Origin of the sequence: Nocardia sp. NBC_01327, assembly GCF_035958815.1 — a bacterium.
Taxonomy (GTDB): domain Bacteria; phylum Actinomycetota; class Actinomycetes; order Mycobacteriales; family Mycobacteriaceae; genus Nocardia.
Genome location: NZ_CP108383.1, coordinates 837,418 through 851,032, shown reverse-complemented (window position 1 = coordinate 851,032; position 13,615 = coordinate 837,418). Strand labels below are relative to the sequence as shown.

The following is a 13,615-nucleotide window of genomic DNA, read 5'->3' as shown; positions in this document are numbered from 1 at the left end:
CGAAATCAGTTGTCACGTTCCCGAAGAATTCAGGAAGAGCCCGCCCCCTCGATCCGCGACGGGCTCTACCGGTCAGCTCTCTCGGGCTGCGCGGTTAACCGCCGAAACCACGGCACGCAGAGAAGCGGTGGTGATCGAGGTGGCGATGCCCACGCCCCACGTCACCTTGTCGCCGATGGCGCATTCGACGTAGGCCGCGGCCTGGGCGTCGTCACCGGAGGACATGGCGTGCTCGCTGTAATCCAGTACGCGCACGTCGTAACCGATGGTGGCCAGCGCATCCACGAACGAGGCGAGCGGGCCGTTGCCCTCGCCGGAGATGGCCTGTTCGACGCCGTCCACCTTGACCACGGCCTCGATGTGATCGACGCCGCCATCCAATTCGGAGGCGGTGACCTTCTGGCGGATGCGCTCCAGCGGCAGGATCGGGGTCAGGTACTCCTCGGAGAAGACATCCCACATCTCCTTCGGGGTGACCTCGCCGCCCTCACCGTCGGTGATCTTCTGCACGGCCTGCGAGAACTCGATCTGCAGGCGGCGCGGCAGCACCAGCCCGTGATCGGTCTTCATGATGTAGGCGACGCCGCCCTTGCCGGACTGCGAATTCACCCGGATGACAGCCTCGTACGTGCGGCCGACGTCCTTCGGATCGATGGGCAGGTACGGGACCGCCCAGGTCATATCGGCCACATCGGAATCCGCGGCGTCCGCGGCGTACTTCATGGCGTCCAGGCCCTTGTTGATGGCGTCCTGATGCGATCCGGAGAACGCGGTGTAGACCAGGTCACCGCCGTACGGGTGGCGCTCGGCCACCGGCAGCTGGTTGCAGTATTCGACCGTGCGGCGGGTCTCGTCGATATTGCTGAAGTCGATCTGCGGATCCACACCGCGCGAGAACAGATTCATCCCCAGCGTCACCAGGCAGACATTGCCGGTGCGCTCACCATTGCCGAACAGGCAGCCCTCGATGCGATCCGCCCCGGCCTGGTAGCCCAGCTCGGCGGCGGCCACGGCGGTGCCGCGGTCATTGTGCGGGTGCAGCGACAGCACGATGGAATCGCGGCGAGCCAGATTGCGGCTCATCCACTCGATGGAATCGGCGTAGACGTTCGGGGTCGCCATCTCCACGGTCGCCGGCAAGTTGATGATCAGCGGCTTCTCGGGGGTCGGCGCGATGATCGCGGAGACCGAATCACACACGTCCAGTGCGTAATCCAGCTCGGTGCCGGTGTAGGACTCCGGGCTGTACTCGTAGCGCCAGTTGGTGTCCGGGTACTTCTTCTCGATCTCCAGGCACAGCGACGCGGCGTCGGTGGCGATCTTCTTCACGGCCTCACGGTCCGCGCGGAAGACCACGCGGCGCTGCAGGATCGAGGTCGAGTTGTAGAAGTGCACGATGGCCTGCGGTGCGCCGTTGCAGGCCTCGAAGGTGCGCTCGATCAGCTCGGCGCGGGACTGCGTCAGCACCTGAATGGTGACATCGTCCGGAATCGCGCCGTCCTCGATGATCTCGCGGACGAAGTCGAAATCGGTCTGGCTGGCCGCCGGGAAGCCGACCTCGATCTCCTTGTAGCCCATGCGGACCAGCAGATCGAACATGCGGCGCTTGCGGGCCGGGCTCATCGGGTCGATCAGCGCCTGATTGCCGTCGCGCAGATCCACGGCACACCAGGACGGCGCGCGGTCGATGATCTTGTTCGGCCAGGTGCGGTCGGGCAGCGTGATCGGCTCGACCTCCTCGGCGAACGGCCGGTACCGGAAGGTCGGCATGGAGGAGTTCTTCTGCGTATTCCAGGCAGGCTGGTCGGCAGGAGCTGGCTTGCTCGGCACATTGATCGTGCGAGAGCCGGAAACGAAAGCATCAGCGGGTGACATGGCGATTATCTCCGAGAGTGTGGCTGGATCCCAGGTTTGGGGTAGACCGGCACGACTAGCACCCGCGACGGGCGCCGGTCCGTATCAGACCCCGTCGCGGCGGCCGAGGAGAAGGCTTGCCCGCTGCATGATGATCACGAGTTTACAGGGCGGCAATGAGTGCCCGGAAGCCCGGCTAGCTATCTGCCGGACGCGCACAGAGTTCATGGATGAATCGCATCTTGTCGAGCACCGGGCCGGCCAGCACGAACGGATACAGATCGGGGTGTCCCATGGAGCGGTTGACCATATTCAGGGACCAGGTCAGCGGCAGCCACAGTTCGATGATGCGGTCGAAACCGGCCTGACCGAGCTGCGGGCGGTCCAGGGTCGCGCCCGCCGGAGCGAAACCGAAGGCCGCCGCGGTATCCAGGGTGTCCCGGATGTGCAGGTAGTGGGCGAAGGTCTCGGCCCAGTCCTCGGCGGGATGCATGGTGGCGTAGGAGGAGACGTGACTGGACTCCCAGCCGCGCGGCGGACCCTCGGAGTAGTGCCGGTCCAGGGCCTCCTGATAGTCGGCGAAGGGATCGCCGAACAGGGCGCGGGCGCGATCCAGATCGGCGTCCGAGACCAGGACCGGGAAGTAGTAGTGACCGATCTCGTGGCGGAAGTGGCCGAGCAGGGTGCGGTACGGCTCGTCCATCTCGATGCGGAGCTGCTCGCGGTGCACATCGTCGCTCTCCGCCAGATCGAGGGTGATGACGCCGTTGTCGTGGCCGGTCATGACCGGTTCCTCGGCACTGGCCAGCAGGTCGAAGGCGAGGCCGAATTCCGGATCGGCGACCCGGTCCACAATGGGCAGGCCGAGTTCGGTGAGTTCCAGGACCAGGCGGCGCTTGGCGGTCTCGGCCTCGGCGAAGGCCGCCAGCCATTTGTCGTCCTGGTCGGCGGGGCGGGTGCGGGTCAGGCGGCAGGATTCGCACAGCACTGTGCCGGGACCTGCCTTGACCAGCCAATTGCATTGCGCGACATGCTGGTTGGAGCACAGCCGGAATTCGCTCGCGTCCACGGTGCCATCGGCGCTCGGAGAGTTGACGCCTCCGTTCCCCGAGGCTGCTTCGCGGGCCAGCACCAGTAGCGTTCGCTCGGCCAGACTGAAACCCAGTGGGCTGCCGCAACTCAGGCACAGCGAGTTCTCGAAGGCCAGGCGCTGGCCGCATCGGGGGCAGTTGAAATCACGCATTGCTCACACCTCGACTGGAGCGACGTCGACGGACACGGTGATGGTGCTCTCCTTCGCGTCGGTGTAGATGATGCCGCGCACCGGCGGCACGTCTGCGTAGTCGCGGCCCCAGGCCAGGGTCACGTAGCGTTCATCGGCGAATTTATTGTTGGTGGGGTCGAAATCGATCCAGTGGCCGTCGCCGGAACCGCCGGGCAGCCAGACCGTCGCCCAGGCGTGCGTGGCGTCGGCGCCGATCAGGCGGGGCTTGCCGGGTGGCGGGTTGGTGGCGAGATAGCCGGAGACATAGCGGGCGGCCAGGCCCTGGGAGCGCAGGCAGGCAATGCCGAGGCGCGCGAAATCCTGGCAGACGCCCTTGCGGGCGAGGAAGACGTCGGCGACGCGGGTGCTCACGGTGGTGGAACCGGATTTGTAGGTGAAGTCGGTGTAGATCCGCGCGGTCAGCTCGGTGACCGCCGCGAGCAGCGGGCGGCCCGGCGGAAACGATTCGGCGGCATAGGCCGCGATATCCGGATTGATTTCCGGCGGATTCAGATCCATCGTGAATTCCACACCGAGCGGGCCGTTTTCGATGCCGGGGCGGGCGTGCTCCCACGGTTCGGAGTCCGGCGGGGGGAGCCGGCCGGTCACCTCCACCATCGATTCACCGGTCACCTCCAGGCGGCGATGTTCGGCGGTGACATGGAAATACAGGGTGGTATTGCCGTACACATCCGCGCCGACCGAACGGTCCGACGGCACCGGATCGATCCGGACATCGTGCGAAAGCAGGCGCTGACCAGGGAATTCGCGGGGCGTCAGATAGGCGCGGCCGTACGAACTGGAGACCACGTCGGAGTACACGTAGGTCGTGCGATGCAGTACCCGATAGCGGCGCACCCTCACCCCACCACCCGGGTGGTGCCCCACAGCGGTTGTGTTTCACGTGGCACCGAAAGCCTTGTGGTCTCGAAGGATTCGGAGATCTTGCGCAGTCGCAGGTGCACGCCGTCGAGCAGTTCGGCGAGTTCGGTGTAGCAGCCGGTGGCGTCGGCGATCTCCAGATCGGCCGGGTCGATGCGGCGCAGCATGCGCTGAGCATCGGTCAACAGGCGTTGCGGGCGTGAGGATCCGGAGGCCGCGGGCAGCGCCAGGAAATCGGCTTCCAGACGCTCGAGCTGATAGGCCAGTGAGCGCGGATTGCTCGAATCGAACAGCAGCAATCCCGCGACGGCGGACAACCGCACCGAATCACGGTGGCGGCGACGATAACTCACCGCGGACACGGTCGCCTGCAGCACCGCGTCGACCACCACCCGGCCGATCGGCTCCGGATAGCTGTCGGTGAGCGCCGCCGCGAGCAGCGACGACAGCGCGAGTCCCCGTTCGATCCGCCGGCCGATATCCATCACATGCCAGCCGGTATCGCGCACAGTCGATTCCGCGTCGATGCCCGACAGCGACAGCAGCGCCGCCAGCGCCCGCGAATGCACCGCCGACAGCGCCGCTCCCCGATCCCCCCGCGCCCCACGGTATTCCGACAGCGCCCGATCCACCGACCCGAGCACCATCCAGGTATCCGGCGAAAGCTGATCGCGCACCGCCCGCGCCGCCTGCCCGTACCGCTCCACCGCATAGGCCAGCGACCCCGACAACTCCCGATCCACCGTCAGCGACACCAGATACGCATGATCCCGCCGCGAAGCCCCCGGCAACGCAATAGGCATAGTCGGCTGATCGGAGTACTCCCGCCGCCCCGGCCGCAACCCACCCGAGCCCTGCTGCCGCCCACCCGCAGGGGGCAGGTGCCCACTCACACCTTGCGATTGCCCACCTGCCCCCTGCGACTGCCCACCGGAGCCTTGCGACTGCCCGCCTGCACCCTGCGACTGCCCACCGGAGCTCTGCGACTGCCCGCCCGAACCTTGTGACTGTCCGCCGGAGCCTTGCGATTGCCCGCCCGGACTCTGCCGCTGTGCACCGGAGGTCTGCGATTGCCCGGCTGGGCCTTGGTGCTGTCCCCTTACGACGGGCGCAGTATCCGGCTGCACGCCGGCGGGTGGGGATTGACCGGTGGCGTCTTGCTGCGGCGAATCCGTTTGCCGCGCAGCCGAGTCCGGGTCATCGGCGCTCGAATACCGCTGGGCGGCGGAGGTTCTGGGGAGAGGTGGGGTGGTGCCGGTCATGTGGCCGAGGGCGGCTACCAGGATGGGCATGGCTTCGGCGCCTTCCATCCAGGGGCGGTAGCGGTAGTCCTGGTAGCGGTCGTGGGTGGCGCTGAGGAGGCGGACGGTGGACTCGGCGCGTTCGCTGTAGCGGCCCATCCAGAAGAGGTCGTTGAGCACGCGGGGAGAGCTGATGACGTCCAGGGCGGGGGCGGCGGGGGCACGGCGTTCGCGCTCCTCCGGGACCTCGACGGCGGGGACGTCGGCGGGCAGGGCGCGGACCCAGATGTCCTTGGCGGCCGCTTCGCCGATCATGCCGTCGGGTCCGGTGCGCTGATGCAGTTGGCCGAGTCCGCCTGCCATGACGCGGTATCCGACACGGCCTGCCAGGGAGAAGAGCCGGACGGCGACGGGGGCCGCGTGCAGATCCCCGGAACCGGAGACAGCCGGGGCCACCGAGAAGCGTGCGGGCTCGCGGCCGACCCATTTCCAGCCTTCGGCGTTGATGCGGGCTCTCCATTCGGCGCGCTGCGCCGCCGTGAGCAGGTGGCCGAATACCGTGGTGCCGTCGACGGTGGAGCGCAGGATCAGGCGCGGCAATTGGGCAATGAGCTGTGAGCGCGCGGAATCGTCTCCACCCCAGTAGGTTTCGACACTCGGGAGCTTCAGCTCCTCATCCAGCAGCGCACGCGAGAGCTGCGGCAGGAATGCGGCGAGGGCGGGACTCTCCAGCAGTCCGCTGCCGAGCGTATTCACCACCGTGACCGCGCCCCGGCGCAGCACCTCCACCAGACCCACCACGCCCAGGCGCGAATCCGGCCGCAGATCCAGCGGATCGGAGAATTCGGCGTCCACCCGGCGCAGCACCACATCGACCTGTCTGAGCGTGCCGAGCGAACGCATCCACAGGCGTCCGTCGCGCACCACCAGATCGGCGTTCTCCACCAGCGGGAAGCCCAGTACCGACGCGAGATATGCCTGATCGAAGGCGGTTTCGGACTGCGGCCCGGGGCTCAGCACCACCACAACGGGTTCCTCGTCGGCAGCGTGCGGCGCGGCCTCCACGAGCATGAGCCGCATGGCGCGCACGAACGGCGTGATCGGCAGCGGGCTGGCCAGTTCGAAGGCCTCCGGAATGGCCGAGGCCACCACGCGCCGATCCGCGATCGCATAACCCGCGCCGGACGGCGCCTGCGCCCAGTCCGACAGCACCCGGAACCGCCCATCGCCCCAGCGGCTGATATCGCAGGCGTGCAGGAACAGCTGATGTCGTCCGGGCAGCGAAATCCCGTGCGCGGCACGCATATAACCGCCGCACCCGAATACCACCTGCGGTGGGAGCAGTCCCGCGGTGAGCGTGCGGCGCGGCCCGTACACATCGGTCAGCACGGCATCCAGCAGTCGCGAGCGCTGTGCCACGCCCGCCTCCAGCGTGGTCCAGTCCTCGGCGGACAGCAGCAGCGGAATCGGATCGAGCCGCCAGACGCGCGGTGCGGCAGGCTCGTTCGCGGTGGCGCCGAGCTCGGTGTAGGTGATGCCGTCGTCCTCGATCAGCCGCCGCACCCGGGAATCGAGTGCGTGCAGCCCGTCGCGACCCTGTTCCAGGAAGTCGGTGGAGAGTTCCGACCAGATGGGGCGCAACCGCCCGCCGCCGTTCACCAGTTCGTCGTAGTAGCCGTCGGTGGGCAGCCCGCAGGCATCGAAAGCTCCGGTATCGGCCGCTGCCGCACGGTATTTCGCATACTCGCCAGCCAGTCCCGCACCGGCCGGGGCGCCCCAGCCGTGGGGCCCGCCGGCCGTGGCGTCACCGGGTGGCGTCGTGTCGAACACTGTCACCGCTACCACTTCCCAGGGTGTGCCTACCGGTCGCCGGTCATGCCCCACACCGTGCGCGCCCGGCGTAGATCGAGGATCCCAGGCGCACCGACATCGGTGGCCTGGATGGCCGATGTGGCGCGCAGATCCGCGATATCGACCGGGCCGGGAGTGTGGCCGTTCGGTTCGAAACGACGATTGCGCCGAGACTGCGCCACCATCGCATTCACCGGAGGCGACGGATAGAACATGCCGCCGGGATGCGACACGTGATAGGTGCACCCGCCCAGCGATACGCCCGCCTCCAGATCGATCACATCGAAGACCAGCGGCGCGTCCACCGTGATCGAGGGGTGCAGCGAGTTCGGCGGCTGCCATGCCCGGAAGCGCACGCCTGCCACCTGCACATCCGCCTTGTCGGTGGCCAGCAGCGGCACCGGAAAACCATTGCAGGTGACCAGGTATCGGCCGCGATCGCCGCCGACGACCCGCAGTTGCAGGCGCTCCACCGAGGAATCCACATAGCGAGCGGTGCCGGAGAGCGTGGTCTGCTCCCCGAGCGTGTTCCACGGTTCGATGGCGCCGCGCAGTTCGAGCTCCATACCCCCGTGTACCACCGTGCCTATGCGCGGGAAACGGAATTCGGTGAACGGATCCAGCCAGCTGATATCGAAATCGATACCGTGCGCGCGCAGATCGGCCGCGACCTCGGACATATCGGCGATCAGGAAGTGCGGCAGCAGATATCGGCCGTGCAGATTCGAACCGTGCCGCAGCAGCGGCGCGGTATACGGCCGCTCCCAGAACCGCAGCACCAGCGCCCGCACCAGCAGCGACTGCACCATGGCCATGCGGAAGTGCGGCGGCATCTCGAAACCGCGCAGCTCCACCAGCCCGAGCCGCCCGCGCGCGGAGTCCGGGCTGTACAGCTTGTCGATACAGAATTCGGCACGGTGCGTATTGCCGGTGAGATCGGTCAGCAGATGCCGCAGGGCGCGATCCACCATCCATGGGGCAGCGGCGCTTTCACCGGCGCCGCCCGAGCCGCGCCCGCCCGCGGTCGAGCCGTGCGCGCCCACCCCCGAGCCGCCGGTGTCGGAGCCGAACCCCGCCGTGGCCGAACCGCTTCCAGCCACGTTCTGCCGAGACAGTCGGGCGATCTCCGCGAACGCTATTTCGAGGTCGTAGAGGGAGTCCGGGCGCGATTCATCCGCGCGCGGCGCCTGCGAGGTCGGGCCGATGAAGCGGCCGGAGAACAGGTAGGACAGCGCCGGGTGCCGCTGCCAGTAGGTGAGCATGGAGACCAGCAGATCGGGCCGGCGCAGCAGCGGTGACTGCGCCGGGGTGCGACCGCCCAGCGTGATGTGATTGCCGCCGCCGGTACCGCCGTGCGTACCGTCGATATCGAAGGTCTCGGTGCTCAGTCGCGCCAATCTGGCCTGTTCGTACAGGGTTTCGAGCAGCCGGGACTGCTCGGCGAAGCTGGCGGTCGGCTGGATGTTCACCTCGATCACGCCCGGATCCGGAGTGATCGACAGGCTGTGCAGGCGGGTATCGACCGGCGGCGCATACCCTTCCAGCACGATCGGCTGACCCACCGCGACCACGGCCGCCTCCACCCGGCACACCAGATCGAAGAAGGCTTCCAATTCCTCGACGGGCGGCAGGAATACGCACAGTCGGCCGTCCCGCACCTCGACCACCAGCGCGGTGATCGGCGCGCGATCGGCGGGTTCGATCACGGCGGGCGGTTCGTACGCGGCGAACGGCTGCGGACGCGGCGCCACCGGGTCCGCCTCGAACGGAATCGGCGGCTCATGCCAGGAGATGGCATTGAGCGGCAATCGCAGTCCGGCCGGAGAATCGCCCTCCGTCAACATGATTCGGCCGCGCCGCAGCCGCCAATCCGAACTCGCCCACCCGGATTCGTCCGCCCGCCGATACAGCGGCAGCACATAGGCGACGGGCTCGGTGACCGCGGCATCGAGCCGGGCCAGCAACTCCTTGCGCGCCTGCACCGAATCCTGCTCCGGCGCGAGATCCTCGCCCGACTCGACCGGTTCCCCCTCCGGCGCACGCGCTTTCGCCGCCATCCGCAGCAGCGGATCCTCGAACGCGGGCCGAATCTGCGTATGCGGCAACCCCAGTCCGTCCGCCACCTCACTCAACAGCAGACGCGCCGCAGCCGCATCCGCCTGCCACGGCAGCCCGGAAACCGCAGCATCCTCCCCGACCGCAGCACTGGCCCGCTGCTGCTGACTCACCGTCGAAGCGGAATGCGCCGCATTCGAAGAACTTTCGCGGCTCGCACCGACCACTGGCTGTCCGTCACCCGGCTCACTGACGTCCCCGCTCTGCTCACCACCGATATCGCCACGCTGCTCGCTGTTGTCTAGTTCACCACCGATATCGCCGCGCTGCCCGCTGTTGTCCAGCTCACCACCGATATCGCCGCGCTGCCCGCTGTTGTCCAGCTCACCACCGATATCGCCGCGCTGCCCGCTGTTGTCCAGTTCGCCGCCGGTATCGCTGCGCTGCTCGCCGCCTTCGGCTCGTTCGCCCTCCGCGTCCACCGGTTGCTGATGGCCTGCGCTCTCATACCGTTCGCCGCCAACGTCTTTGCGCTGCTCTCCGCCGGTATCGTCCGGCCGCCCGCGGTCAAAGTCCTGGAGCGCGGCGGGGGGCCGGCCTAGCGGCACGGCCTTCGGCGGGGCGGCGGTGGGGAGCCAGGGGTCGGCGAGGAGATCGGGGTTGAGCCAGAGGGCTTCGCCGTCGGCGCGCCAAAGGGTGGCGATTTCCCAGCGCGGCAGGGGTTCTCCCGGATACCACTTGCCCTGGCGGTACTGCACCAGGCCGCGCGGGGCGTAGATGCGGCGCAGGCGCTGGGCGAGGTCGGCGGCGCGCTGCCTCTTGTGCGGGCCGTCCGCCTCGGTGGTCCATTCCGCACCGGTCTGATCGTCGATGGAGACGAAGGTGGGCTCACCGCCGATGGTGAGTCCGATCCCGGCCGCCTTGGTGCGCGAATCGATGGCCGCGCCGGTCGCGGTGATGCGATTCCACTGGATATCGCTGTAGGGCAGCGTGACTCGCGGATCCTCGTGTATCCGCCGCACGGTATTGGAGAAATCGAGCGTGGCATTGACCGGATCGGTGGCGCCGGTGATCGGCGCGGAGGACACCGGATGCGGCGTCGCGGCGAGCGGGATATGACCCTCTCCCGCGAACAGACCCGAGGTGGGGTCCAATCCGATCCAGCCCGCACCGGGCAGATACACCTCGGTCCAGGCGTGCAGATCGGTGAAATCGGCGAGCGGTCCCGAAGGCCCGTCCAGCGACGGAACATCCTGTGCCAGTTGGATGAGATAGCCCGAGACGAAGCGAGCGGCCAGCCCGAACTCACGCAGGATGGACACCAGCAGCCATGCCGAATCCCGGCACGAGCCGAGCGCGGCGCGCAGTGTGTGATCGGGCGTCTGCACGCCCGGTTCCAGCCGGATGGTGTAGTCGACGTCCTGGCGCAGCGCCTGATTCAGGGCGATCAGGAATTCGATGGTGCGCGGCCGATCGCGCGGTGTGTTCCGGCGCACCCAGTCGCGCACCGATTCGCCCGGCCCGGAACCGATTCGATGCTCGTCCACCGGCCGCAGGTACGGCTCCAGATCGGCGGCCAGCTCCGGTGCGTAGGTGAACGGGAAGTGCTCGGCGTACTCCTCGATGAAGAAGTCGAACGGATTGATCGCCGCCATATCGGCGACAAGGCCGATCACCACCGACAGTTCGGTCGCGGGTTCGTGGAAGACCAGGCGCGCAAGGAAATTCCCGAAGGCGTCCTGCTGCCAGTTGACCCAGTGATCGGCAGGCTCGACCCGCATGGAGTACGCCTCGATGGCCGTGCGCGTATGCGGCGCAGGCCGCAAACGGACCACGTGCGGATGAATCTGCACGGGGCGGTCGAAGGTATACGTCGTGCGATGTTCGAGGGAAACCCAAATCCCCATAATCAAGTTCACCACGCCAGTGCCCTGACACGCGGGCTTATTCCCGACAGATCGGACGACACGCGGCGACCTCCCACAGTTGTCACACCCGAGTGCTTGGATTTACAGCGACGATCGAAGGAGGTTTCATGAGCCAGGCCACCTGCTCGCTCTGCGCATCGGCCCTCGATCACTGTCACGGGACACTGATCGCGCATGCCGACGGTTCCGCCGAGTGCACGGATTGGGCGTGCGCCGATACCGATCGGCTACGCCACCCCTACCGCGCCGACTGCTCCGATGTGGCGGGCGGCTGCGAATGCGCTCAAGACCTGGTTAGGCCCGGTACCGCCCGCCGCCCCCTGGCGGGTTGACCGGCGCACCACCGGGTTTCGGGGCCGGGGCCGGGCTAGCTGCGGCTCCTCCCCCGTCGGCTACTAGCCTGGTCAGGTGAGCTACGACTACGTTCTGCTGCCCTCCGGCGCTGCCGCGACGCCCGCCGACGTCGATGCGTACCTGACCGCCCAGGACGGGAAACCCGCCGCGCACCCGGTCGCCGAGATGGCCGCCGAGCTCGACAGGCGCAATGCCGAGCTGCCCGAGGACGATCGGTTCCTGAGCGCCGACGCCGTCGACGGCGCCATCGGCGCCGCACTGTTCGTGTCCAGCCCCTATGACGCCATCGGGCATGTGCGCGCCCTGCTGTTCGAGCTGGCGACGCCGCGCGGCTACGCCGTCTACGATCCGCAGCTGGCCTGGATCATCGATCCGGCCGATTCCGTGCCGGTCACGGTCTCACACGGCGGTGCGGGCGAATTCCCTTATCTCACAAGCGCACTCGCACATCGGTGGGTGCCTGATCTGAGTGCGCCCGGCCCGTACCTGATCGTCGAGAGCGCCGAACAGGTCTATATCCAGATCTACCGGCACGAGGACGGGCGCTACGACGTCGAGTATCGGGACGGTTCGCCGGACCGGCATTTCACCGTGCGCATCGATGATCCGCACACCGTTGCCGACCTGATCTGGTCCTGGACCCTGGATGATCGCTCGAACTTCGGCGTCCTCGACTGGCAGCGCCTGACCTTCTGAGCGGACGCGAGCAATCGCGGACGCGAACAATGCAGTAACAACCGCATCTCGATTCGGATTCCTACACCCGTACCGTCCAGTCTGCACGGGTGTAGGAACGCTAGCCTTTCACTAATGCAACAACGCACCACTGCGGTAGCACGCTGTCTCGTGCCGCATGAAGTCTCACGCTGCTTGTTCTCGTAACTCACCCGGAGCGAGGAGAGAACGTATGAAGCTACGCCGACGAAAAGCCACCAGCCCGCGGTTGCGTAAGAGCCTGGCCGTCCTGGCCGGAATAGCCGCCGCCCTGGCCGCGGTGGTCGCATTGCACGCCACCGGCGCGGGCGCCGACGTCCCTCGCAACAGCCAGCACATTCCGTGCCCGCACCCGGCAGCGCTCGCCCCGCCGGTCTGGACATGACCAACGCTCGATAGCTCTCAGGGGCTACACACACGCACCCCCGGACCTCCCGGCGCCTAGAGAACTCGGCGGCCGGAAAGCGCTCGGCCGAGGGTGAGTTCGTCGGCGAATTCGAGGTCGCCGCCCATGGGCAGACCGGAGGCGAGCCGAGTGACGCTGAGGCCGGGGAAATCCCGGAGCATGCGCACGAGGTAGGTGGCTGTCGCCTCGCCCTCGGTATTGGGGTCGGTCGCGATGATGACCTCGCTGACATCGACGCCGTCGTCCTGATTGCCGATGCGCGTCAACAGTTCCCGGATGCGCAATTGATCCGGGCCCACACCCGAGAGTGGATCGAGCGCGCCGCCGAGCACGTGATAGCGGCCGCGGAATTCCCGGGTGCGCTCGATGGCCTGCACATCCTTGGGCTCCTCGACCACGCAGATCATGGTGCGGTCGCGACGCGGATCGGCGCAGATACGGCACAGCTCCCCATCGGAGACCGTGCCGCAGACGGCGCAGAACCGCACGCCGTCGCGCACCTTCTGCAGCGCCGCCTGCAGCCGGTCGATCTCGGGCGGCTCCACCGCGAGGAAATGAAAAGCAATGCGCTGTGCGCTCTTCGGACCGACGCCCGGCAGCTTGCCCAGCTCGTCGATGAGATCCTGAACCGGACCCTCGTACACGCCTTCACACCTCTCTGTGGCTTGCCCCGACGTCGATCAGAACCCTGCTGCCCGGATCAGAAGCCCGGAAGCGCGCCGCCGCCGCCGAGACCGCCGGCCAGCGGGCCCAGCCGATCGGCGGCCAGCTGCTGGGCGTTGTCCATGGCGTCGTTGAGCGCGCCGATGACCAGGTCCTGCAGCGTCTCGACATCCTCCGGATCGACCACCTTCGGGTCGATGGTCAGCGACAGCACCTCGCCGGTGGCGCGAATCCTGGCGCGCACCAGGCCACCGCCCGCCTCGCCGTCCACCTCGGACTCCGCGATCTCCTGCTGTGCGGCCATCACGGCCTGCTGCATCTGCTGGGCCTGGGCCATCAACTGCTGGATATCGAACTCTCCACCGGGTTGCACGGTGCGTCCTCTCTGCGGGGCCTGCGCTTG

At 67.7% G+C, this 13,615-nt stretch carries 10 protein-coding genes and 1 pseudogene; 3 read left to right on the top strand and 8 right to left on the bottom strand.

Features of this window, described 5'->3' with window-relative positions; all coding sequences use genetic code 11:
• Nucleotides 1-72 precede the first annotated feature (72 nt).
• The 6 genes and pseudogenes from leuA to OG326_RS42975 all read right to left on the bottom strand — a co-directional run.
• Nucleotides 73-1,875, bottom strand: a complete 1,803-nt coding sequence (gene leuA / locus OG326_RS03710) for a 2-isopropylmalate synthase (protein ID WP_327143220.1) — start codon at nucleotides 1,873-1,875, stop codon at nucleotides 73-75.
• Nucleotides 1,876-2,050: 175 nt separating this feature from the next.
• Nucleotides 2,051-3,097, bottom strand: a complete 1,047-nt coding sequence (locus OG326_RS03705; RefSeq protein WP_327143219.1) for a zinc-binding metallopeptidase family protein — start codon at nucleotides 3,095-3,097, stop codon at nucleotides 2,051-2,053.
• 3 nt (nucleotides 3,098-3,100) lie between these two features.
• Nucleotides 3,101-3,982, bottom strand: a complete 882-nt coding sequence (locus OG326_RS03700) for a transglutaminase family protein (protein WP_327143218.1) — start codon at nucleotides 3,980-3,982, stop codon at nucleotides 3,101-3,103.
• A complete protein-coding gene (locus OG326_RS03695) occupies nucleotides 3,979-7,077 on the bottom strand; it encodes a circularly permuted type 2 ATP-grasp protein (RefSeq protein WP_327143217.1) in 3,099 nt (1,032 codons plus the stop codon). The genes OG326_RS03700 and OG326_RS03695 overlap by 4 nt, the downstream gene beginning before the upstream one ends.
• A 23-nt stretch (nucleotides 7,078-7,100) precedes the next feature.
• On the bottom strand, nucleotides 7,101-10,655 hold the full coding sequence (locus tag OG326_RS03690; RefSeq protein WP_442791000.1) for a transglutaminase family protein: 3,555 nt from the start codon (nucleotides 10,653-10,655) through the stop codon (nucleotides 7,101-7,103).
• 213 nt (nucleotides 10,656-10,868) lie between these two features.
• Nucleotides 10,869-11,054: pseudogene (locus tag OG326_RS42975) on the bottom strand (transglutaminase N-terminal domain-containing protein); the annotation flags it as partial.
• Between the two features lie 128 nt (nucleotides 11,055-11,182).
• Here OG326_RS42975 and OG326_RS03685 point away from each other — a divergent pair.
• The 3 genes from OG326_RS03685 to OG326_RS03675 all read left to right on the top strand — a co-directional run bounded on the left by OG326_RS03685 (nucleotide 11,183) and on the right by OG326_RS03675 (nucleotide 12,528).
• The gene (locus tag OG326_RS03685; RefSeq protein ID WP_327143215.1) at nucleotides 11,183-11,407 is read left to right on the top strand and encodes a hypothetical protein; all 225 of its coding nucleotides are present in this window, start codon (nucleotides 11,183-11,185) and stop codon (nucleotides 11,405-11,407) included.
• Between the two features lie 76 nt (nucleotides 11,408-11,483).
• Nucleotides 11,484-12,125 (top strand): hypothetical protein, encoded by a 642-nt coding sequence (locus OG326_RS03680; RefSeq protein ID WP_327143214.1) that lies wholly within the window; start codon nucleotides 11,484-11,486, stop codon nucleotides 12,123-12,125.
• 211 nt (nucleotides 12,126-12,336) lie between these two features.
• Nucleotides 12,337-12,528 (top strand): hypothetical protein, encoded by a 192-nt coding sequence (locus OG326_RS03675; protein ID WP_327143213.1) that lies wholly within the window; start codon nucleotides 12,337-12,339, stop codon nucleotides 12,526-12,528.
• Nucleotides 12,529-12,584: 56 nt separating this feature from the next.
• On the opposite strand, the gene recR is transcribed toward OG326_RS03675, so the two are convergent.
• A complete protein-coding gene (gene recR / locus OG326_RS03670) occupies nucleotides 12,585-13,193 on the bottom strand; it encodes a recombination mediator RecR (protein ID WP_327143212.1) in 609 nt (202 codons plus the stop codon).
• Between the two features lie 56 nt (nucleotides 13,194-13,249).
• Nucleotides 13,250-13,585, bottom strand: a complete 336-nt coding sequence (locus OG326_RS03665; protein ID WP_327143211.1) for a YbaB/EbfC family nucleoid-associated protein — start codon at nucleotides 13,583-13,585, stop codon at nucleotides 13,250-13,252.
• Between the last annotated feature and the right edge of the window lie 30 nt (nucleotides 13,586-13,615).

Excerpts from the sequence above, each read along its gene's own strand:
- OG326_RS03705 (WP_327143219.1), bottom strand. The coding sequence starts at position 3,097 with ATGCGTGATTTCAACTGCCCCCGATGCGGCCAGCGCCTGGCCTTCGAG.
- OG326_RS03685 (WP_327143215.1), top strand. The coding sequence starts at position 11,183 with ATGAGCCAGGCCACCTGCTCGCTCTGCGCATCGGCCCTCGATCACTGT.
- OG326_RS03675 (WP_327143213.1), top strand. The coding sequence starts at position 12,337 with ATGAAGCTACGCCGACGAAAAGCCACCAGCCCGCGGTTGCGTAAGAGC.
- leuA (WP_327143220.1), bottom strand. The coding sequence starts at position 1,875 with ATGTCACCCGCTGATGCTTTCGTTTCCGGCTCTCGCACGATCAATGTG.